We start from the raw sequence: 21074 nt of genomic DNA, 5'->3' as shown, positions 1-21074 counted from the left end.
TCCGGACTGAATCCCACACACCCATCCTCACCAGGGGCGATGCCAGGGATCCGCGTACTGAAGACGCACCCCTGAAGCTGCCCCCGCGGCGCGTTCGACCCGTCGGCAGTCGCCGCCGAGACGCCATCGAGGGCGTTTTCCACTTCGGTTCGATCCCTTGACAGCCTCAACCGGCCGTTCCCAAACTACCGACCATTCGGTTGACGGCCCGGGTCGAGCGCCCCCGCTGTCGACATTCCAGAAGGGTTGATCACCATGACCGAAGTGTCGCTTCACGATGCCCAGAGCCCGCCGGTCCCGACAGTCACCACCTCACACATCGGTCACGCGACAGCCGTGGGGGCGGCCGGATTCGCGTGGTGCTCGCTCATCCTGGGCCTGCACACCGCCGGCATCATCGACGCGGCCGACGGCACGATCGTGCTGGCGGGGACCTTCTTCTACGGCGGCATCGTCCAACTCGTCGCGGGATTCTTCGCGTTGGCGTCCGGCGCGACGTTCGCGGCCGCGTTCCTGACGGCGTACGGGGCGTTCTGGCTCGGCTACACCGTCATCGAGTTCTGGGCGGCGCCCCACATCGCGGGAGCGGCGGCGGCCGCGGCGAAGGCGGGCGGGGCGTCGGCGGAGGCGTCGGCGGCCGCGGGCGGTCACGCGGTGATGCAGTCGCTGGGTCTGTTCCTCATCGCCTGGCTGGTCGTCACGCTGGTCTTCGCCGTCGCCAGTCTGGGCACGAACGCGGTGATCGTGAGCGCGTTCGCCCTGCTGTCGCTGACGATCGTGCTGCTGGTGACCGCCTACCTGGGCGCTTCGAGCGCGGGTGTGCCGAGCGATTCGGTGCTGCACACCGCCGGCTACGTCGAGATCGTGCTGGCCGCCGTCGCCTTCTACCTGGTCCTGGCGGAGCTGACCAACGACATCCGCGGACGCGACGTGTTCCCGCTCTTCGCCCTGAACCGCGACCGTCAGGCCGTCGCGCAGACGGCCTGACCCGGACGGCATGACGAGGAACCCCCCACCCGTCTCAAGGAGCCGCATGAAAACGCCCGAGGCAGCAGACCACCGGATCAAGCTGCCGCACAGAATCACCGTACTGAGCAGTGCCTCCGCGGTGCTCCTCCTCGTGGCCGCAGGCCGGACGACAGCCACCGCACTCCCCGCGCACGCGGCCAACTGGACGCCGCCCACAGCCAGTTACACGGCGAGCGCGCCCGTCCACACCACCGTCACCATGGACGACGGCGTGAAGATCGCCGTCGAGGTCGTCTATCCGACCGACCCGACCACCGGCGCCCGCGCGTCGGGCCCGTTCCCCGTGCTGCTGACCCAGAATCCCTACGGCGCCCAGCGCTCCGACCCCACTGACAGCGGCACCTACTTCGTGCAGCGGGGCTACATCTACGTGGCCTCCGCGGTGCGCGGCACCGGTGACTCCGGCGGCCAGCTCGACTGGTTCGGGGACCGGCAGGGCAAGGACGGAGCCGACCTCGTCGACTGGGCGGCGCACACGCTGTCCGGCTCCAACGGCAAGGTGGGGCTGGACGGTTGCTCCTATCTCGGGGTCGACCAGTGGTTCACGGCGGCGGCCGTGGGCAAGAACTCCGCGCTGAAGGCCATCACCCCGTTCTGCACCGACTCGGACTTCTACAACGACCTCACCGGCAACGGCGGTGTCCCCACCCCCTTCGTGGCCGGCATCGCGCAGGCCGAGCCGCGCGGCCCGGAGGACGACCCCGCCACCGACCCCCAGTCGGTGACCATCGCCCAGCAGGCCTCGGGCGGTTCACGCTCGTACAACGACGCCTACTGGCAGTCCCTGAACGTCCAGAAGAAGCTCATTCCGCGGATCGTGGGCAACAGCATTCCGGCACTGACCGAGGCCGGCTGGAACGACCTCTTCCCCGGCGGCAACCTCGGCGCCTACGTGTCCGCCCAAAACGCCTACTACCACCGGCCGTTGACCGATCCGATCTCGTCGGACGAACCCGTCACCGGCCGGTACCAGGCGATCGTCGGACCCTGGACCCACGGCGAGCACGTCAACGAGGCAACGCTGCAGGGCATCCGCCTGGAGTGGTTCGACACCTGGCTCAAGAACGCCCCCACGGGCATGGCGAACACATCGGCTCCCCTGCACGTGTTCGAGAACGGCGCGAACACCTGGGTCGACAGCGCCGCCTGGCCCCTGTCCTCCGACGCCCGCACCTACTACCTCGGCAACGGCTCCCTCACCCCCGGCAAACCGACGGACGAGGGCAGCGACACGCTCTCCTGGAGTGCGGCGACCGCGACGAACACGCTGACGTACACCACCGCCCCACTCAGCCAGGCGGCCCTGCTCAACGGCCCGACGGACGTCACCCTCTACGCCAAGTCGACGACGCCGGAGACCGAACTGTCGGCCAAGCTGAGCATCGTCGCACCGGACGGCACGGCGACCAAGCAGGCCGACGGAATCCTCCTGGGCAGCCAACGCGCGCTGGACACCCAGGAGAGCTGGTACGGCGACAACGGCACCCTGATCAAACCCAGTCACCCCTTCACCCAGGCCTCACAGCACCCGGTGACACCCGGCCAGACCACCCGCTACGACATCTCCCTGCTGTCCAACTTCACCAGGATTCCGGCCGGTTACCGGATCCAGATCAGCATCAACAGCCAACCGCCGGCCGACTTCCACTTCCCCGTCGCCCCGACCCCGCAGGAACTGGCGAACCTGGCCGGTGGCGTCTACACCGTCGAGCGCTCCCCGCAGGCGGCGTCCTTCGTCAACCTGCCCCTGACGACGCCGAGTTCGGCCACGCCCAGCGACACCGACTGGGGACCGTCCTCCTGAAACACCGGTGGCAGGTCTGCCCATACGGCAGACCTGCTACTCGTGTGTCGAGGCGGGCCTGACCAGGCCCATCACCTGCTCCACCATCTCGTTGCTCAAGCTCGGTGTCGTCAGTGGAGGGTTGTCGGGCCGCTGTCTGATGCCATTGAGAACGATCTCGAAGTAGCGCCGCCAGACATCGGGCCGCTTGCCCTGGGTGAACTGGCTTGCCGCGCTGAGCATTTGCACGATGACGGGGATGTCCGAGGGAGTGATCTCCGCCCGCAGGTCCCCGCTCTCCTGCGCCCGTTGGATCAGGGCCTCAAGGAAGGGGAGCATCCCGCCCCGCATCGTCTCGATGGGCTCGGAACTGTGGCTCCCCAGCATGATCACTTCTTGCAGGCCACGGTTCTCGGCGAGATCGGCCCCCATCTCCATCAGGAAGTCCACGAACCCTTCCCAGGGATCGGGATGAGCGAGCGCCCGCTCCGCCGACGCCTGCCGAATCCCGAGGTCCTGCTCGAACAGGGCCCGCACAAGAGTCTCTTTGTCCGGGAATCGCCGATACACGGTCCCGACCCCGACCCCCGCGTGCCGGGCCACGTCGTCGAGCGTGACCCGCAGCCCGTGCCGGCCGAAGACCTCCCGCGCGGCAAGCAGAATCTTCTCCCGGTTGAGGGCGGCGTCGCGCCTCAGCGGGCGGTCGCCCTCCATCGGAGCATCAACCCCGGAACCCTCAGCCATAATCCCATGTTAGCCCTCTTGATCACAGGCCTGTTTGGCCACCGCACCCCTCTCTCCAAGGCGCCCGGCAGAAAACGTTGCAACCACCATCGGGGTACACTGACGCCGCCCATGAGAACCGCGTCGTGCCTGGTCGCACGGCTGTCACAGCGAGGGGGTGGACGCCATTCAGGTTCGCCCCGCCCGCATCCAGGATGTCGCGGCCGCCGCGGGAGTCTCGGTCTCCACGGTGTCGAACGTCCTGAACCGGCCCGAGCGCGTCAACGCCCGCACCGCCGAGCGGGTCCGCGACGCGGTCGCCGCACTCGACTACGTGCCCCACCCAGGAGCCGCAGGCCTGCGCACCGGGCACTCGTCCTCGATCGGCCTCGTCCTGCCCGACGTGGCGAACTCCTTCTATTCGCGCATCGCGCGCGGTGCCGCCGACGCGGCCTACGACCACGGCTACTCCCTCGTGCTCTGCGACAGCGGCGACGCCCCCGAGCGGGAGCAGGGCTACTTCACGATGCTGATCGAGCAGCGGGCGGTGGGCGCGGTGGTGGTCCCGCTCGGCGCCGACCCCACCCGCCTCACCCGCCTGCGCGAACGCGGCATCCCCCTGGTCCTCGCGGACCGCGCGCTGTCGGCCCAGGACGGCTGTTCCGTCTCCGTCGACGACATCGCCGGCGGCCGGGTCGCCGTACAGCACCTCCTGGACTGCGGAGCGCGCGACATCCTCGTCGTGAACGGCGAGCGCGACATCGTGCAGTGCGCCGAGCGCTACCAGGGCGCCCGCCAGGCCGTACGCACCCGCCGCGAGGCACGGGTCCGCCAGGTCGTCGCCGACGAGATGACGGTGGCCTACGGCCTGCAGATCGCCCGCACTCTCGACGAGCTGCCCGACGGTGTCTTCTGCACCAACGACTTCCTCGCCGCCGGCCTCTGCCGAGGACTCGGCGAACGGGGCGTACGAATACCCGAGGAGATTCAGGTGGTCGGCTACGGCGACCTCGACATCGCGAGCTTCGTCGGTACGACCCTGACGACAGTCCGGCAACCCGTCGAGGAACTCGGCAGAGCGGCCGTAGGAATGCTCCTCGACGAGGTGGAGGCGCGCGCCGAACACGCCCATGAGACACGGGTGTTCGCGCCCGACCTCGTCCTACGGGACTCCACTCGGCCCCTGTCAGTCCCGAATCCGTAGCGTCACCGGTCCCAGCAGCCCCGACGAGAGCTGGGAGGGGAAGGCCCAGGCGGTGGGGGTGGCTTCGGCCAGGTAGGGGGCCAGGGTGTTGTTCACGGTCACGTCCAGACGCACCAACCGACCGGCGGTACCCGGGAGTTGGAAGCGGTACGGAGGACAGAACCCCTCGCCGACGCACTCCCCGTCGACCACGACCGACACACTGCCGCGCACCCGCCCCAGATCCAGCACCGGGTCCGCCCCGGCCGGTACCTCCACCTCCCGTGAATACGTCACACCACCGCTCCAGCCGCCCAATCCGAGCAACTGCCAGTCGCCCAGCGATAGTTGGGCTGCCACGCTGCGGACGCGAACCGGTCCGCGCCAGGCGGAGCCGCCCCGTAGCAGTGCCGTGGGTGCGGTGACGACCTCGACCTCTGTTGGTGCTGGGAGTGGACGATCCAGTGTCAGACACTGGCCGTCGAGCTGCGTCTCGACGCCGTCACCGACCCGCACCCTCGCGGGCAACTCCAGTGGCAGTTCCAGCGATTCGGTGCCCGGAGGCACGGTGAAGCGGAAGCGCTGGGCGCGTTCGCGGACGGTGTCCGTGGACCGCAGCGGCAGTACGGCGACGCCGAGCACCGGTGCGCCGGTGAGCCACTCGGTGTCCGGCAACGGGTGCGGTCGTACGGCGGCGTAGCAGTGCTGCAACTCCCCCCACCTGCCCTCGTGTTCGATGGTACGGCCGCGCCGCTCCCCCGTCTCCGCCTCCCAACCGGCGCCGCTCACCAGGGAGTTCACGACGGACTCCGCGCGGGCCACGCAGTCGACGAACACGGCCTCGCGTGGATGGACGGCGTCGGCCACCACCTCCAGCATGTGTTCGCCGTCCCCGAGGGCGAGTTGATGCCGGAAGAACATCGGCACCGCGCCCCAGTCGGACTCGTAGTACTCCACCTTCTCCTGGCGCGCGACGGCCGCTCCGTCGAGCAGCACGGTGACGCCGACTGCCGCACCCACGACAAGTACCGCCTGTCCAGGGCCATGCAGACGCCCCCGATAAGTCACGCCGCCGGACGGTCGTACGTCCTCGGGCAGGCACATGAACTGCGGGCGCGGCCCGAACCCGGCCGGGCGGGTCAGACAGAAGTAGCTGCCCAACGGAGTGTCCGTGGTGCCGGAGATCAGCAACGGCCTGTCCTGGGCGTCCCCCAGCTCGTATTCGAGGACGTTGCGGGTTCGGCCGATCTCCACGCGGGCGGTGGCGAGATACCCGGTGCCGGTGTCCAGGCACTCGCCGTTCCACCACACACGTTTCGTGGCCGCGGCGCCGATGTGCAGCTCGGCGGGGCCACGGTGGTCCGTCTCCACGATCGCGCGGACCCGGGCGACCGTACCGGGCCCGGGTACAGGGACACGTACGAACTCCTCTGCCACGAGGCCTTTGTTGCCGAGCAGGCCGTCCGGGTCCGGGATGCCGCGGCTCGACGAGTACAGCGAGACGCTCCAGTCGGCGGGGGTGAGGGGCAGATCTCCGGAGAGGACCTGTTCGACGGAGGATGCGTCGAGTGGATCGGGGGCCTTGGCGGACGGCACCGGAGGGAGGACGCGGACCCGGTTGCCGTAAGTCACCCGTGTCTGCCGCCAGTTGGCGTCGGGGCCTACGGTCTCGGTCCACCGCATGGTCCAGATCTGAGGTTCGGCGATGGATGAACCGGCGGGCAGGGCCAGGTCGCCCCAGGTGTTGTCCATGGTGGTGACCAGGCGTCCCTCCCAGCCGGTCGAGAGGTCAATCGTCCGCTCTGGCGCGGGTGTTGGTGCGGCCGTCCGGTGTGTCCGCGGGGTGCCCTCGCGCCATACGACGAGGGCGGCAGGGGCGCCCTCCAGTGGCACCTCGATGGCCGAGCGGCCTTCCGAGACGGTGACTTGGGCCGGGCGGCGGGTGCCGGTCGCCGGGTTCCAGATCTCGGCCTCGGTGACCTCGGCGTGCACAGTGACGGTCGAGTGGCGGGCGTAACGCGCGGGGTCCGCTTCATGGTTGGCGTCTCCGGGCAGCGTGCGGGCGTCGGGAAAGGCGCCCGTCACCAGGGCGACCGCCTCAACTCCCTTTCTCCTGACGAGCAGTGGCACCTCGCCGGTCGCGTGACCGGCGAGGTCGGCCACCGCCGCCGCTCCGGCCTCCGCATCGCTCGCCCGCTCCAGTCGCGGATGCTTCAGCAGTGCCGCGACGACATTGTCGTCACCGGCCCGACCGGCCGCCGTCGCAGGGGCACGGCCTACAACGACCACCCGGCCGCCCGCGTCGAGGAGTTGGATGAGTCGGCGTGCCGTCTCCTCCTCCAGGACGCTCGCCGAGGGCAGCAGCACCGCGCGGTACGCCAAGTCCGTGACGTGCAGAGCTCCTTCGGCGGTCGTGGCGCGCTGTACGGAGGCGTCGTCGATGATGTCGAACGAGATGCGGTGGCGGTCCAGTGAACCGACGTGCGGGGCAAGCCAGTTGTTAGTTCCGCACAGGTCCAGGTAGTCGCGCTGGGTCTCGTCGACGTCGGTGTGGTCGTCGCCGAGGCGGCCGTCGCCGAAGTGCTGGACGGGGGCGTCCAGCGGGATGAGGGACTGCATGGTGGCGGTGGGGTGCAGGACCGCGACGTCGGCGCTGTAGGTGCCCCAGGACATGATCGAGCAGATCCGGGCGACGGCTCGGGAGAACGCCGGGTACTGCTGCCAGTAGGGCTGACGCCAGTCCGTGGAGGGCGGCGCCCATTCGAACCAGCCGCCCGCGGTTCCGAAGTAACTGGCGTGCGGGTTGTACAGGTTGGCGCCGCTGCGCAGGAACGGCAGGAGCCAGTCGTAGGTGTCCGCCAGGGTGCCGCCCCACCCGGAGGAGTGGAACGCCTCGATCCAGACGCGCTCGTGGCCGTAGAGGTGGGCCATGGAGGAGTGGACCTTGGAGTCACCGTGGTGGTCGCTGCCGGCGGCGCCGTACCAGCGGTGGGTGCGGAAGTAGTCGGTGTAGATCTGCGTCGACTGGGCCGGGAAGCCCGCCCGCGCGGGGTGGCTCTGGTCGGCGCCGACGAGCATGCCGCGCTCGTCGTGCCAGGCGGCGAGGGGCTTGAAGAGCGCCTCTTCGGTGAGTTCGGCGCGCACCGCGTAGTAGTCGGTGCGGATCTTCGCCGCGCGGGCGGTCACCGGGCCGAACAGGGCGGGGAGATGGTCGAGGAGGTCATAGCCGCGACGGGCACGGAACTCGTCGGGGAAGCGATGGCTCCAGGAATTCGTACCGGGCAGCTCGTCCTGGAAGCTGCCCGCGATGACGTTGCCCAGGTACTCGGGCACGCGCCGGTCGTACTCGTGGTGGACGGCGTCCAGCAGCAGGCCCACGGCGTGCGGGTCCAAGTAGTCGAAGGCGGTGGGGACGGCGACGACGAGCCGTACCTCTGTCCCCTCGGCGGCCGGGACGCCGGGAGCCACGGGCAGGCGGCGGCCCTCCAAGTCGTAGGCGGCGACGAGGGTTTCGGCTCCGCGCAGTGCGATCGTGCCGCCGGTGACGGTTGCCCTCCGGGAGCGCAGGGCGCGGCCGGCGGCCTTAGGGTGGCGGCGGGTGACGGCACCCTGGACGTTGGCGCCGGAGAAGCCGATCTGGTCGTAGAACCACAGGCGTGTGCCGATGTCCCGGGCGATCCGGCAGGTGTCGGTGAAGCGGTCCCACCACTCCTCGCCGAACCACGGCGGGTCGTCGGTCCGGGCGCCGAAGGCCGGGCCGGCCGGGGCCAGGTTGATGACGACGAGGTTGTGGACGCCGCCGTCCGCGAACCGGCGCAGCTGCCAGGCGAGTTGCTCGCGGGTGACCTTGGCACCGGACCACCACCACAGCGGGGTGGGGCCGAAGTCCCGGGGCGGGGCGTCGAAAAGCTGCTGCAGCGCGGGTGAGATCACGATGTTGGTCCTTCCGGGTGCGGCTCGGTCACCCTCACGGATCAAAAAACGTTTTACGTCGGCTCAGTTGTCCGCCACCTGCGATGTTGGCACCGGATCCGAGGCTCGGGAAGGAGGCAGGCCCCGCTTGGCGCAGATTGCTTCGGATAAACGCGAGAGGGGTTGTTGGAACGTTTTTTGAACCCTATATTCACTGCGACCCCGGCCCAGAGCCGCGAGGAGCCGCATCATGATCCGATTCTCGTCTGCACCGGAACACGCGGAACAACCGCCCATCCCGAAGCACCTGTGGAAGGTCGCGGCCCTCTCGGGCATGGCCTCCTATCTCGACGCCGCGCTCATCGTCAGCATCGCCGTCAACCTGGCGATCTACCGCGACCACTACGACATGGGCGTGTGGATGGCCGGGGCGATCAGCGCGATCGTCACCGGCTGCATCGCCGTCGGCTCCCTCGTCGGCGGCCGGCTCGCCGACATGTTCGGGCGCCGCCGGGTCTACAACCTGGACATCCTCTGCTACGCGATCGGCGCGATCGTCATCACCTTCGCCCCGAACGACATCGTCCTCTTCGTCGGCGTGCTCGTCGCGGGACTGGCCGCCGGCGCCGACCTGCCGACGTCCCTGGCTGTCGTCTCGGACGCGGCGCCCCCGGACGGCCGGGCGCGTCTCGTGTCGTTCACCCAGGTCATGTGGGTGCTGGGCATCGTCGTCGTCATCTTCCTCGGCTACGTCCTGTCGGACACGGGCATGGTCGGGGCGCGGTTCATCACCGGCCATCTGATCGTCGCCGCGCTGGTCACCTTCCTGCTCCGCGCCCGGCTGGAGCTGGCCGAGCCGTCCGAGGCGGCACAGCGGGAGGAGGCTGCCGCGCTGGCCGCCCCGCGGGGCATCGAGCTCAAGAACGTGTGGAACCGAGCCGCGCTGCTGCCGATGGTCGCGACCTTCTTCTACTACGTCACCTGGGGCATCGGCGCCAACACCTTCGGCCAGTTCGGCACCTACCTCCTGGTCACGGTGAGTGGCGCCTCACAGAGCCTGGCCACCGGGATCAACCTGGCCTTCCTGCCAATCGCGCTGGTCCTGACGTTCGTCTTCGTACGGGTCGCCGACACCCCCTGGCGCGACCGGCTGTTCTACGTCTTCACCGTCGTGCAGGTCGTGGCCTTCTGCATCGCCTCCCTCACCGCCGGCGCGCTGGTCGGCATGCTCGTCTTCTTCGTGCTGTACCAGATCTCCAACCCCTTTGCCGGGGAGGCCAGTTACAAGGTCTGGTCACAGCTCACGCTTCCTCCGGACACCCGTGGCACCACTCAGGGCCTCACCTACGCCCTGTCCCGCGGGGTCTTCGCGGGCGTCGCGTTCGTCACGCCCGCGCTGATGGACTACAGCGCGTCGCTCCTGCTGTGGCTGATCACGCTCTGCATGGCGGCGTCCGGGGTCGCGGGTGTGTACGTCATCCACGTCCTCATCCGGCGTTCCCCCGGCACGGCCGTCGCCCCGGCGCCGGGTCTGGGCGTGGCCCGGACCTGACCGCGCACCGGACACCGGACACCGGAAGGAAAAGCACACACCGCACCCGAAGGAACACCGCCCATGGCAACGACCGAACCCGCGACCGTGACCACCGAACCCACGACCATGACCGCGGAACGCGCCGCCGCCCTGCGCGAGTTGCTCCCCCCGGTGCCCCGCCGCCGCACCCGGATCGGACTCGTGGCCGGCGGCCTCGGCGCCTACTGGCCCCAATTCCCGGACCTGCTCCCGCAGTTGAAGGAGTCGTCCGCGTACGTCGCCGAGCGACTCCAGCGGATGGACGCGGAGGTGACCGACGTCGGTTTCATCTCCGACGCCCAGGAGGGAGCGGCCGCGGCGGAGCAACTGCGGCGCGCGGACTGCGACTTGATCGTGCTGTTCCTGACGACGTATCTGACCTCGTCGATGGTGCTGCCGATCGCCCAGCGTTCGCACACCCCTGTCCTGGTCATCGATCTCCAGCCGTCCGAGCGGATGGACCACGCCTCCTTCGACACGGGCGCCTGGCTCGCGTACTGCGGGCAGTGCCCGGTGCCCGAGGTCGGCAACGTGTTCCGGCGGGCCGGGATCCCCTTCCGGTCGGTGTCGGGGTGGCTGCGCCAGGAGTCGGCGTGGCGGCGCATCGAGCAGTGGATCCGGGCGGCCCATGTGCGGGCCGCGCTCCGCCATGCCCGGCACGGACTGATGGGACATCTGTATCCCGGCATGCTCGACGTGTCGACCGATCTGACACTGCTCCCGGCGACGTTCGGCTCACATGTCGAGGTGCTGGAGTTCGACGACCTACGGCATCGGGTGGAGAAGGTGAGCGAGGCCGAGACCCATGAACGTACGGCTCTCGCCCGGCGGATCTTCGCCGTGGACGACAGCGTGGTCGACGAGGACTTCGCATGGGGGGCGACCGTGTCTGTCGCCCTCGACCGGCTCGTCGAGGACTTCGGCCTCGACACCCTCGCCTACTACCACCGGGGCCTCGACGGCGAACTGCACGAACGCCTCGGCGCCGGCATGATCCTGGGCGCCTCTCTGCTCACCGCCCGGGGCGTACCGGCCGCCGGGGAGTACGAACTCCGCACCAGCCTCGCCCAGCTGGCGACGCAGAGCATCGGTGCCGGGGGTTCCTTCACGGAGATCCAGGCCCTCGACTTCGAGGACGGCGTGGTCGAGATGGGCCACGACGGGCCGGCCCACCTCGCCGTCAGCGCCCGCGACCCGCTCCTGCGCGGCCTGGGCGTCTACCACGGCAAGCGCGGCTGGGGCGTCAGCGTGGAGTTCGACGTCCAACACGGCGCCGTGACCCTCCTCGGCCTCGGCCAGGACGCCGACGGCACCCTGTCCTTCGTCACGTCCGAGGGCACCGTCGTCCCCGGCCCGCACCTCGCGATCGGCAACACCACCAGCCGCGTCGACTTCGGCCGCGACCCCGGCGAGTGGGTCGACGCCTGGAGCGCGACGGGCGTAGGACACCACTGGTCCCTCGCGCTGGGCCACCACACGGCGGACTTCCGGGCGGCGGCAAGCCTGTTGGGGATCGAGCACCGGGAGGCGTAATCGCGGACTTTCCACCCACCTGTGCGGGGGCTCCACCCGCCTGGAGAACACCCCTGTCAGTAAGGCAACTTGATCCGGTGCCTCTCCAACGCCACGGAGTAGCGGCTCAGCAGCGCGTCGAAGCCCGCCAGCAGAAGCCCCGCCGCTTCCCCCGCCTCGGCCAGGTCGCCCCGCTCGCAGGCCTCCACCACCTCGGCCACATCGCCGCGGAGGATGTGCAGCGAGTCGCCCTGGATGAGCACACCGGGCAACCGGCGGCCGGGCAGACGGACCACGGCGTCGTTCCCGCCGTCAGTGAACAGCTCTGCGTCTATGCGCTCCATGGAGCCATCCAACCCGACATCACCGGCCGACACCAACGACTTGGCGCGCGGCAGGACTTGGGCACCGAAGAGCGACACCCGTGAAAGGCCTCCACCGCATTCGGCTCGACTCCCGCCGCCCCCCTGAGAGATCCTCGTCGCCGACCGCACCGAGGAGACACCCCTTGCTCACCGAGTACCAGCAGCAGTTGCGCGACCGCTGCCTCGCAGCCCCCGTCATGCCCGCACCCGAGCCCTGGCAGCCGGTGCTCGACAACACGACCCCTGTCGGGGGCCTGCTCGGCATCGGTTTCGCCACCCATCCCGGCACCGGGCACGATCTCGTGATGGTGGTCTCGACCGACGGTCACGGCCTGTTCGACGCGTTCACTGGTGAGAAGATCGCCCGCGACCGGGACCCCGATCCCGAGACGAGCACGCCCGACTGCCACCCGGATCTCGTCTGCCCCGGCCTCGGTCCGATCGCGGGCGTTCCGGTACGGATCGCCGGTCTCTTCGGCGGCGGTCTGCACCGCGGTGCTCCCGGCGCCTGGACCGTGGACGTCGTCAGCCCCGAGTGGCCGCACGACCGGGTCGTCCTCTCGACGGGCTACGGCATCCACAAGGGGCAGGCCGGAGAGACCTGGTGGCACGTCTTCGACGCCAACTACTCGGAACTGCGCGCCGCCGGCTTCTCGCCCTCCGGCCAGACCCTCGCCGTCGCCACGAGCAGCGACCTCAGCCTGTGGACCCGCCGCGACCCGCACTGACGTAGGGGCGTCTCCCCGGCTCCCGGTCGCGGCCGTTCACCCAGAAGAACAGGACCACCGAGGACACCGCGGCGACCGCGCACCACGTCGAGACGAACTCCAGCTCCCACAGCGTCCAGCAGACCATCGCGCCGGCCGTGACCAGGATCCCCAGCACCACCAGCCCGCGCTCACCGGACAGGAGCAGCGAGCCGATCGTCGCCACGAGGTAGCCGGCGATGACCAGTTGGGCGTAGGGAAGGTCCACGACGTAGCCGAGGGTGTGGCCGCGGATCTCGGCCGTCACGGGGTGTACGGCGAGGGCGTGGGCGAGGGCCGCCGCGGTCGCCGCGCCGATCGCGACCAGCACGCCGATCCGGGGCCGGGCCCTCCGTGGCGCGGCGCACCACACGCCCGCCGGGACCCACACCGCGAGCAGGGGCATGGCGATGACGGCCCAGGCGAGGGTGGCCGGTCCCGAGCCCCCGTCGGCGGCCCACACCGCCGACTCCACGATCTGATGGGCGCCGAGCAGCAACGGCAGTGCCGCCATGGGGAGATCGGTCCGCCCGCGCGCCCGGACCACGGAGGCCACTCCCACGGCGGCGACCGCCGCGCCCGCCACGAGGTCGGCCTTCGCACTCCAGCACATGGCACCTCCACGGGATCCGTTCGCGTACGCCTCGGTCACCGGCCACGCTACGTCTCCGCCCGACCGCGTCCGGGGTGACACGACGGCCGCGGCGCGCGGTCATGACATACCCGGGAGTACGACTCCGACGCCCGGTCCGGACAACACACCGCTGCCCAGGCCCAGTTGACGGGCGTGCCACGAAACCACCCCCGGCCTGCGCGGGAACGTCCCCCCATGATTGGCTGACCCCGCCCACCGCACACCGTGCACACGCACAGGAGGACACCGCAGCCATGAGCAACGCCTACACGTTCGAGTACAAGGTCGTCAGCTTCCGGGAGTCGCTGATCGGCGACGCGCTGGACGGCGACAAGCTGGAGAAGGTCCTCAACAAGCACGCCGAGGACGGCTGGGGCCTCAAGGCCATCACCGCCGCCGACGTCAAGGGCCGCATAGGCCCCGGCGCGGTCGAGGGCCTGCTCCTCACCTTCGAGCGGCCTCGCGCGTAACACCCGTGCCGTACGCGGGACGGGGGCGGCCCGGATTCGTCAGCGCCGAGGAGTCGTGATCGGCGTGCCGGGGCCCGGGATCTCCCCCGACCCGCGCGGGATCAGCTCGGTCGGCATCACGACCCTGCGGGGCGGTGACGTGTCCCCGTGGATGCGGGCGAACAGCAGATGCGCGGCGCTAGTCGCGAGGGCGACCGGGTCCTGCGCGATGACCGTCACCGGCGGCGTCAACTGCGCGGCCAGCGCGAAGTCGTCGAAGGCGATGAACGCGACGCCGGCGGGCAGCACGGCCCGAACGCCGAACGCGAGGACCTCGTTGCCCGCGAGGACGGCCGTGGGCGGCTCCGGTGCGGAGAGGATCGCGGTGACGGCCCGGGCGGCGTCCGCGCCGGACCTCAAGCCGTGCCGTACGAGCGCCGGATCGGCGTCGATGCCCGCGGCGTTCAGGGCCGCCAGATAGCCGCGGTGGCGTTCGCCGAAGGTCCAGATCTCCGGCTTGTCGCCGAGGTAGCAGATGCGGCGGTGGCCGTGCGCGATCAGATGGCGTACGGCCTGCCGTACCGCGCCGAAGTTGTCCACCACCACGGTGTCCACGTCCACTCCGGGCGCCACCCGGTCCACGCACACGATCTTCGTGCCCCGCGCCTGCGCCGAGCCCAGCACGCGGTGGTCGCCCGCGACCGGGGTGAGGATCAGCCCGTCGACGCGGCGGGCGGTGAAGGCCGCGATGACTTCGCGTTCGCGACGCAGGTCGGTGCGGCTGGAGCCGATGAGGACCATGTTGCCGCGCCGATGGGCGACGTCCTCGGTGGCCGAGGCGACGGCGGCCATGAAGGGGTCGGCAACGTTGTCCACCATCAGTCCGATGGTCTGGCTCAACCGGTCCGTACGGCGTAACTGCCGTGCCACGTCGTCGCGTTGATAGCCCAGCTTGCGGACGGCGGCCTCCACGCGGGCGGCGGTGAGAGCTGCCACGCCCGACTCGCCGTTGACCACCCGGGACACCGTCATCACACTCACGCCCGCTTCCGCGGCCACGTCCTTCATCCGGGGACGACGGGGACGACCGGTCACGCCGCGTCCTCCCGAGGTCATCCAGCGCGACCGGACCAGAGCCTGTCCGGCGGGCCGACGGTGTCCGCCCGATTCCCCGTTCGTTCACGACCCTTGACGCCCACCCACGGGCCTCCCAGAATCGACGAGCTGTTAACGATACCAACCAGAAGGCACAACATGGCCTCTGCAAGAGAACCCCTTCTCGCGGCACACGGCGTGGTCAAGCGTTTCGGCCATGTCCAGGCGCTCTCGGGCGCCGACTTCACGGCGTACGCCGGCGAGGTCGTCGCATTGATCGGTGACAACGGCGCCGGCAAGTCGACGTTGGTGAACGTACTTTCCGGCGTCCTCACCCCGGACGAGGGCGAGGTGCGCCTGGACGGGGTGCCGGTCCGGTTCACGGGGCCGATGGACGCGCAACGGCACGGCGTCGAGACCGTCTACCAGGATCTCTCGCTGGCGCCGGATCTTGACGCGGCGTCAAATCTCTATCTCGGCAGGGAACTTGTGCGCGGAGGCATGCTCGGCCGGCTGGGCGTGCTCGACCGGCCCACCATGCGCCGGGAGGCGATCGCGGCGTTCGGTGAACTGGGCGTGGAGCTGAAAGATGTGACGGCTCCCGTGACAACGTTGTCAGGAGGGCAACGGCAGTCCGTGGCCGTGGCGCGGGCGGTGGCCTTCGCCAACAAGGTCATCTTCATGGACGAACCGACCGCCGCCCTGGGCGTCGTCCAGCGCGCCCGGGTCCTGGAGACCGTCCGCAGGGTCGCCGACCGGGGTATCTGCGTCGTCCTCATCAGCCACAACATGCCCGAGGTGCTGTCTGTCGCGGACCGGATCGAAGTACTGCGGCTGGGGCGCCGGGTCGCCTCGTTCACCGCGGCCGACGCCACGATCGAGAAACTCGTCGGCGCCATGACCGGATCGCTGGACGAGCCCGCGCCGAACGGGAACCACGACCCGGCCGGCGTGACGGAAGCGGAGGACGGGCGATGAGCGCCAACAGCCAGGACATCAAGCCGGCCGCCCCGGCGCAGGAGCCGCCCCCGGCGGAAAGCGGGCGTCTCGCGATACCGCCGTGGCTCCGACGGGCCGCAGGAATCAGCGAGTTGTGGACGTTCGTGATCCTGGTCGCGCTGGTCGCGTTCTTCACCATCGCGGCGCCGGGCAAGTTCTTCACCACGTACGACATCACGCAGATCGCCGTGAACGCGGCCATCTATCTGGTGCTGGGCGTCGGCATGACGTTCGTGATCATCACCGCCGGCATCGACCTGTCGATCGGCTCGGTGCTGGTGCTCGCGGCGGTGGCCGCGGGCGAGTACAACATCCACCACGGCGGCCCCACCGCCGGCTGGTTCACGGTCGCGGTCTGTGTCGTCATCGCCCTTGCCGTGGGGGCGGGTTGGGGCGCGCTGCAGGGCGCGGTGGTGGCGACCGGGAAGGTGCCGCCGCTGATCGTGACCCTGGGCGGACTGGGCGCGGCGCTCGGCATCGCCGAACTCGCCACCGGTGGCCAGGACCCGTCCGGCGCGTCCGCCGCGCACCTCCAGAACAGCCTGGGATTCGGCAAGTTGCTCGGCATCCCCTGGATGGTGATCCTCGCCGCGGTGGTCACGGCCCTGTTCGGCGCGGTGCTCGGCGCCACGAAGTTCGGCAGCCACACCCTGGCGATCGGCTCCAACCCGACGGCGGTCCGCCGCGCGGGCATCCCGGTGGGCCGCCATCTGATCAAGGTCTACGGCCTGATGGGCCTCCTTGCCGGTCTTGGCGCGGTGATGTGGCTGGCGTCGTACGGCACGACGTCGATCGCCGGGCACTCCACCGACAACCTGAAGGTGATCACCGCCGTGGTCCTGGGCGGCACCAGCCTGTTCGGCGGGCGCGGTTCGGTGCTGGGCACCGTGATCGGCGTCTTCATCCCCGCGGTGCTGACCACCGGGCTGATCGTCATCGGCGTTCAGCAGTACTGGCAGGACGTCGCCGTCGGTGTCGTCCTGGTCGCCGCCGTCTACATCGACCAGATGCGCAGGAAGACCCGGGAACGCGCATGATCCCGACCCTCGCCCCGGCCTTCGCCCCGACCCTCGTATGACCCAGGAGGACACCCTTATGTCGAGCATCCGCATCTCACGCAAAGTACTGGTCGCCGCGGGCACCGTGCTGGTCCTGACCGGCGCCGCCGCCTGCAGTTCGTCGAGCGACAGCGGCAGTTCGGGGTCGAAAGGAGGGGCCTCCGGCAAGAAGGTCCGGCTGATCACCGGCGTGAAGAGCGACCCCTTCTACATCACCATGACCTGCGCGGCGCAGACCGAGGCCAAGGCCAAGGGCATGGACTTCTCCGCGGACGGTTCCGCGCAGTGGGACGTCTCCGTGCAGCGGCCCCTGCTCGACTCGGTGGCGGCGTCGCGGCCGGACGGGCTGCTGATCTCGCCGGTCGACACGAGCGCGCTCACCCCGTCGCTGAAGCAGATCCAGTCGGCCGGCACGAAGGTCGCGCTGGTGGACACCACGGTCACCGACGACTCCGTCGGCATCACGCGGATCTCGTCCGACAACGAGAAGGGCGGCCGGGTGGCGGCCGACGCGCTCGCCAAGCTGATGAACGAGAAGGGCTCGGCCATCGTCATCAGCGTCAAGCCCGGCGTCTCCACCACCGACGCCCGCATCAAGGGCTTCACGGAGGAGATGAAGAAGTACCCGGACATCAAGATGCTGCCCACCCTCTACGACAACGACCTGCCGGCCACCGCGGCCTCCCAGATCCAGTCGACGCTGGCGGCCCACCCCGACCTGGGCGGTGTCTTCGCCGGCAACACGAACACCGGCCAGGGCATAGCCACCGGCCTCAAGCAGGCAGGCAAGGAGGGCGCGGTGAAGGTCGCCGCGTTCGACGCCGAGCCGGACGAGATCGCCTCGCTGAAGGCGGGCACCCTGCAGGTCCTGGTCGCGCAGGACCCGGCGGCGATCGGCAAGGAGGCCGTCGACCAGCTCGCCGCGGCCTTCGAGGGCAAGACGGTCCAGAAGTCGATCGGCACCAACATGGTCGCCATCACCAAGGCGAACATGAACGAGCCCGCGATCAGCAAGTACTTCTACAAGGCGGGGTGTTGAGCGCGGTCCCACCACCGCCGCTGCCGGGTGCCCTCCTGCGTCACGGGTGCCCGGCAGCGGCGTGTCGGGAAAGGGGTTCAAGAAGGGGACTTTGCATGACCATGCGCGAGGGTGCATAATCTTCCTATGTCTAAGGTCCTCACCTCCCTCCCCACCGGCGAGCGCGTCGGCATCGCCTTCTCGGGCGGACTCGACACCTCCGTCGCGGTCGCCTGGATGCGCGACAAGGGTGCCGTCCCCTGCACCTACACCGCCGACATCGGCCAGTACGACGAGCCCGACATCGCCTCGGTGCCCGGCCGCGCGCAGGCCTACGGCGCCGAGATCGCGCGTCTGGTCGACTGCCGTGCGGCGCTGGTCGAGGAGGGCCTGGCAGCGCTGACCTGCGGGGCGTTCCACATCCGCTCCGGCGGGCGCGCCTATTTCAACACCACCCCGCTGGGCCGCGCCGTCACCGGCACGCTGCTGGTGCGGGCGATGCTTGAGGACGACGTCCAGATCTGGGGCGACGGCTCGACCTTCAAGGGCAACGACATCGAGCGGTTCTACCGCTACGGACTGCTGGCCAACCCGCATCTGCGGATCTACAAGCCCTGGCTGGACGCGGACTTCGTGACGGAGCTCGGCGGCCGCAAGGAGATGTCGGAGTGGCTGCTCGCGCACGAGCTGCCGTACCGGGACAGCACGGAGAAGGCGTACTCCACCGACGCCAACATCTGGGGCGCCACCCACGAGGCCAAGACGCTTGAGCACCTGGACACGGGCGTGGAGACCGTCGAGCCGATCATGGGCGTCCGCTTCTGGGACCCGTCGGTCGAGATCGTCACCGAGGACGTGACGATCGGCTTCGACCAGGGCCGCCCGGTGACGATCAACGGCAAGGAGTTCTCCTCCCCCGTCGACCTCGTCATGGAGGCCAACGCGATCGGTGGCCGGCACGGCCTGGGCATGTCCGACCAGATCGAGAACCGGATCATCGAGGCGAAGAGCCGCGGCATCTACGAGGCCCCGGGCATGGCCCTGCTCCACGCGGCCTACGAGCGCCTGGTGAACGCGATCCACAACGAGGACACCGTCGCCCAGTACCACAACGAAGGCCGGCGCCTGGGCCGTCTGATGTACGAGGGCCGCTGGCTGGACCCGCAGGCCCTGATGGTCCGGGAGTCCCTGCAGCGCTGGGTCGGCTCGGCGATCACCGGTGAGGTCACCCTGCGGCTGCGGCGCGGCGAGGACTACTCGCTGCTCGACACCTCGGGCCCGGCGTTCAGCTACCACCCGGACAAGCTCTCCATGGAGCGCACCGAGGACTCGGCCTTCGGCCCGGTCGACCGCATCGGTCAGCTCACCATGCGCAACCTCGACATCGCCGACTCCCGCGCCAAGCTGGAGCAGTACGCCGGCCTGGGCCTGATCGGCACCGGCAACACCGCGATCGGCGCCGCCCAGGCCGCCGCGACCGGGCTCATCGGCAGCATGCCCGAGGGCGGCGCCGAGGCCATCGCCTCCCGCGGCGAGGTCTCCGAGGACGACGCGCTCCTGGACCGCGCCGCGATGGAGTCCGGCACGGACTGATCAACTCCGGGGTTCCGCATCGCCGTTGGGCCGGTTCGACGCGTTGGGCGTCGGGCCGGCCCTTCGGCGGTTCGGGGCGGGGCGCGAGATTCGGGCCCGGAAGGCGGTTCGGCGCTCGGCGCTCGGCGCTCGGCGGCAGGAAAGCCTCAGATCCTGGTCAGGACCGCCGCCCGGTCGCGCCCTCCCCCATGGTCCCCGCGTAGCCTTCCTCCGTGAACACGCACAACTCCATCGCCGTGAGCGTCGAAGCGATGCTCGACGACCTCCGGACCCTCGTCGAGGTCGAGTCCCCCTCCCGTGACCTGGATGCCCTGCGGACATCGGCCGAAACCGTCGCCGCTGTCGTCGAGGCGCGGCTCGGCGGGCGGGCGGTGCTCGTCGAGAGTGAGGGAGGGCCGCACGTCCACTGGTCCGGCGGTGGCACTCCCCGCGTACTGGTCCTCGGTCACCACGACACGGTGTTCCCGCTCGGCACTCTCGCGCGCCGCCCCTTCCTGATCGAGGACGGGCGGGCGACCGGACCCGGTGTCTTCGACATGCTCGGCGGTCTGGTGCAGGCGATCCACGGGCTGGCGGCGCTGGAGGACCGTTCCGGCGTCGAGATCCTGGTGACCGCCGACGAAGAGGTCGGTTCCCGCTCCTCCCGGGCGCTCATCGAGGAACGTGCTCTCGCCTGCGGTGCCGTGCTCGTGGTCGAGGGGGCCGCCGACGGCGGGGGCGTCAAGACCGGCCGTAAGGGATGCGGCACGTTCGAGGTCTCCGTCGCGGGCCGGGCCTCGCACGCGGGGCTGGAGCCTGCGGCCGGGGTCAACGCTCTGGTCGAGGCGGCCCACCAGGTGCTGGACATCGCGGCGTTGGCGCGGCCCGAGGTCGGCACGACGGTCACGCCGACCGTCGCGTCCGCGGGGACGCTGGACAACGTCGTCCCCGCGCAGGCGACCGTCGTCGTGGATGTGCGGGTCGAGTCGGCCGACGAGAAGGAACGGGTCGAGGCCGCGTTCGCCGCCCTCGCCCCTCATCTCGACGAGGCCGTGATCACCGTAGCGGGAAGTGTCGGTCGGCCGCCGATGCCCGAGTCGGCCGCGGCCGAACTGTTCGCGGTGGCGCGGCGGTTGCTGCCCGGGCTCGAAGGCCGGGCGGTCGGCGGCGGCAGCGACGGGAACTTCACGGCCGCGCTGGGGGTGCCGACGCTCGACGGGCTGGGCGCGGTCGGGGGCGGGGCCCACGCCGACCACGAGTATCTGCTCGTCGCGTCGATGGCCGAGCGGGCGCACCTCGTCGCCGGGCTGGTGGACTCGATCCGGAGCGCCTGACCCTGGTTTGCCGGGTCCGTTCGGGCGGCATCAACAGGCCGTCGAAGAGCCATACTTGACCATGCGGGGGATCGTCCCGTGATGGCCCG

At 70.1% G+C, this 21074-nt stretch carries 17 protein-coding genes; 12 read left to right on the top strand and 5 right to left on the bottom strand.

The features are described 5' to 3' along the window. Positions 1 to 255 precede the first annotated feature (255 nt). Positions 256 to 987: an acetate uptake transporter gene (locus ACGFY9_RS34975; protein ID WP_393760911.1), complete on the top strand. Its 732-nt coding sequence runs from the start codon at positions 256 to 258 to the stop codon at positions 985 to 987. Positions 988 to 1033: 46 nt separating this feature from the next. After that, positions 1034 to 2833 carry a CocE/NonD family hydrolase gene (locus ACGFY9_RS34970; protein ID WP_393760909.1) on the top strand — a complete coding sequence of 600 codons (1800 nt, stop codon included), beginning with the start codon at positions 1034 to 1036 and terminating at the stop codon, positions 2831 to 2833. A gap of 36 nt (positions 2834 to 2869) precedes the next feature. On the opposite strand, the gene ACGFY9_RS34965 is transcribed toward ACGFY9_RS34970, so the two are convergent. Next, entirely contained in the window at positions 2870 to 3556 is a 687-nt protein-coding gene (locus ACGFY9_RS34965; protein ID WP_393760907.1) for a TetR/AcrR family transcriptional regulator, read from the bottom strand. A 157-nt stretch (positions 3557 to 3713) separates the two neighbouring features. On the opposite strand from ACGFY9_RS34965, the gene ACGFY9_RS34960 reads away from it, so the two are divergent. Further along, positions 3714 to 4739: a LacI family DNA-binding transcriptional regulator gene (locus ACGFY9_RS34960; RefSeq protein WP_393760905.1), complete on the top strand. Its 1026-nt coding sequence runs from the start codon at positions 3714 to 3716 to the stop codon at positions 4737 to 4739. Here the strand turns inward: ACGFY9_RS34960 and ACGFY9_RS34955 are convergent. Then, entirely contained in the window at positions 4722 to 8651 is a 3930-nt protein-coding gene (locus ACGFY9_RS34955; RefSeq protein ID WP_393760904.1) for a glycosyl hydrolase, read from the bottom strand. The genes ACGFY9_RS34960 and ACGFY9_RS34955 overlap by 18 nt on opposite strands. A 229-nt stretch (positions 8652 to 8880) precedes the next feature. Here ACGFY9_RS34955 and ACGFY9_RS34950 point away from each other — a divergent pair, with 229 nt between their 5' ends. Together ACGFY9_RS34950 and ACGFY9_RS34945 are read left to right on the top strand one after the other, a co-directional pair. Continuing rightward, entirely contained in the window at positions 8881 to 10182 is a 1302-nt protein-coding gene (locus tag ACGFY9_RS34950; RefSeq protein ID WP_393760902.1) for an MFS transporter, read from the top strand. A gap of 63 nt (positions 10183 to 10245) precedes the next feature. Continuing rightward, on the top strand, positions 10246 to 11736 hold the full coding sequence (locus ACGFY9_RS34945; RefSeq protein ID WP_393760900.1) for an arabinose isomerase: 1491 nt from the start codon (positions 10246 to 10248) through the stop codon (positions 11734 to 11736). Positions 11737 to 11792: 56 nt separating this feature from the next. Here ACGFY9_RS34945 and ACGFY9_RS34940 read toward each other — a convergent pair whose 3' ends face one another. Further along, on the bottom strand, positions 11793 to 12137 hold the full coding sequence (locus tag ACGFY9_RS34940; protein ID WP_393760898.1) for a DUF6959 family protein: 345 nt from the start codon (positions 12135 to 12137) through the stop codon (positions 11793 to 11795). 86 nt (positions 12138 to 12223) lie between these two features. On the opposite strand from ACGFY9_RS34940, the gene ACGFY9_RS34935 reads away from it, so the two are divergent. Beyond that, positions 12224 to 12808 (top strand): hypothetical protein, encoded by a 585-nt coding sequence (locus tag ACGFY9_RS34935; RefSeq protein WP_393760896.1) that lies wholly within the window; start codon positions 12224 to 12226, stop codon positions 12806 to 12808. Here ACGFY9_RS34935 and ACGFY9_RS34930 read toward each other — a convergent pair. After that, positions 12777 to 13439 (bottom strand): DUF6629 family protein, encoded by a 663-nt coding sequence (locus tag ACGFY9_RS34930; RefSeq protein WP_393760894.1) that lies wholly within the window; start codon positions 13437 to 13439, stop codon positions 12777 to 12779. The two genes, ACGFY9_RS34935 and ACGFY9_RS34930, sit on opposite strands and share 32 nt — an antisense overlap. 275 nt (positions 13440 to 13714) lie before the next feature. Here ACGFY9_RS34930 and ACGFY9_RS34925 point away from each other — a divergent pair, with 275 nt between their 5' ends. Then, complete coding sequence (locus tag ACGFY9_RS34925) at positions 13715 to 13930, top strand: DUF4177 domain-containing protein (protein WP_329264014.1); 216 nt, start codon at positions 13715 to 13717, stop codon at positions 13928 to 13930. Between the two features lie 39 nt (positions 13931 to 13969). Here the strand turns inward: ACGFY9_RS34925 and ACGFY9_RS34920 are convergent, their stop codons facing one another. Next, positions 13970 to 15004, bottom strand: coding sequence for a LacI family DNA-binding transcriptional regulator (locus ACGFY9_RS34920; RefSeq protein ID WP_393760892.1), 1035 nt, complete (start codon positions 15002 to 15004; stop codon positions 13970 to 13972). A gap of 159 nt (positions 15005 to 15163) precedes the next feature. Here ACGFY9_RS34920 and ACGFY9_RS34915 point away from each other — a divergent pair, with 159 nt between their 5' ends. The 5 genes from ACGFY9_RS34915 to ACGFY9_RS34895 all read left to right on the top strand — a co-directional run bounded on the left by ACGFY9_RS34915 (position 15164) and on the right by ACGFY9_RS34895 (position 20985). After that, a complete protein-coding gene (locus tag ACGFY9_RS34915) occupies positions 15164 to 15982 on the top strand; it encodes an ATP-binding cassette domain-containing protein (protein ID WP_393760890.1) in 819 nt (272 codons plus the stop codon). Next, the gene (locus tag ACGFY9_RS34910; protein WP_393760888.1) at positions 15979 to 17040 is read left to right on the top strand and encodes an ABC transporter permease; all 1062 of its coding nucleotides are present in this window, start codon (positions 15979 to 15981) and stop codon (positions 17038 to 17040) included. The genes ACGFY9_RS34915 and ACGFY9_RS34910 overlap by 4 nt, the downstream gene beginning before the upstream one ends. A gap of 58 nt (positions 17041 to 17098) precedes the next feature. Then, on the top strand, positions 17099 to 18100 hold the full coding sequence (locus ACGFY9_RS34905; protein WP_393760886.1) for an ABC transporter substrate-binding protein: 1002 nt from the start codon (positions 17099 to 17101) through the stop codon (positions 18098 to 18100). Positions 18101 to 18226: 126 nt separating this feature from the next. Continuing rightward, positions 18227 to 19672, top strand: a complete 1446-nt coding sequence (gene argG, locus ACGFY9_RS34900) for an argininosuccinate synthase (RefSeq protein ID WP_033280510.1) — start codon at positions 18227 to 18229, stop codon at positions 19670 to 19672. A 251-nt stretch (positions 19673 to 19923) separates the two neighbouring features. Next, positions 19924 to 20985, top strand: coding sequence for a M20 family metallopeptidase (locus ACGFY9_RS34895; protein ID WP_393760986.1), 1062 nt, complete (start codon positions 19924 to 19926; stop codon positions 20983 to 20985). Positions 20986 to 21074 lie beyond the last annotated feature (89 nt).

Source organism: Streptomyces sp. NPDC048504 (assembly GCF_043200035.1).
GTDB lineage: Bacteria > Actinomycetota > Actinomycetes > Streptomycetales > Streptomycetaceae > Streptomyces.
This window is presented reverse-complemented; position numbering and strand designations above follow the sequence as displayed.

What these genes read in the sequence shown, in the direction of transcription:
- ACGFY9_RS34975 (WP_393760911.1), top strand. Translation starts at nt 256, where the DNA reads ATGACCGAAGTGTCGCTTCACGATGCCCAGAGCCCGCCGGTCCCGACA.
- ACGFY9_RS34970 (WP_393760909.1), top strand. Translation starts at nt 1,034, where the DNA reads ATGAAAACGCCCGAGGCAGCAGACCACCGGATCAAGCTGCCGCACAGA.
- ACGFY9_RS34965 (WP_393760907.1), bottom strand. Translation starts at nt 3,556, where the DNA reads ATGGCTGAGGGTTCCGGGGTTGATGCTCCGATGGAGGGCGACCGCCCG.
- ACGFY9_RS34950 (WP_393760902.1), top strand. Translation starts at nt 8,881, where the DNA reads ATGATCCGATTCTCGTCTGCACCGGAACACGCGGAACAACCGCCCATC.
- ACGFY9_RS34945 (WP_393760900.1), top strand. Translation starts at nt 10,246, where the DNA reads ATGGCAACGACCGAACCCGCGACCGTGACCACCGAACCCACGACCATG.
- ACGFY9_RS34930 (WP_393760894.1), bottom strand. Translation starts at nt 13,439, where the DNA reads ATGTGCTGGAGTGCGAAGGCCGACCTCGTGGCGGGCGCGGCGGTCGCC.
- ACGFY9_RS34925 (WP_329264014.1), top strand. Translation starts at nt 13,715, where the DNA reads ATGAGCAACGCCTACACGTTCGAGTACAAGGTCGTCAGCTTCCGGGAG.
- ACGFY9_RS34915 (WP_393760890.1), top strand. Translation starts at nt 15,164, where the DNA reads ATGGCCTCTGCAAGAGAACCCCTTCTCGCGGCACACGGCGTGGTCAAG.
- ACGFY9_RS34910 (WP_393760888.1), top strand. Translation starts at nt 15,979, where the DNA reads ATGAGCGCCAACAGCCAGGACATCAAGCCGGCCGCCCCGGCGCAGGAG.
- ACGFY9_RS34905 (WP_393760886.1), top strand. Translation starts at nt 17,099, where the DNA reads ATGTCGAGCATCCGCATCTCACGCAAAGTACTGGTCGCCGCGGGCACC.
- argG (WP_033280510.1), top strand. Translation starts at nt 18,227, where the DNA reads ATGTCTAAGGTCCTCACCTCCCTCCCCACCGGCGAGCGCGTCGGCATC.
- ACGFY9_RS34895 (WP_393760986.1), top strand. Translation starts at nt 19,924, where the DNA reads ATGCTCGACGACCTCCGGACCCTCGTCGAGGTCGAGTCCCCCTCCCGT.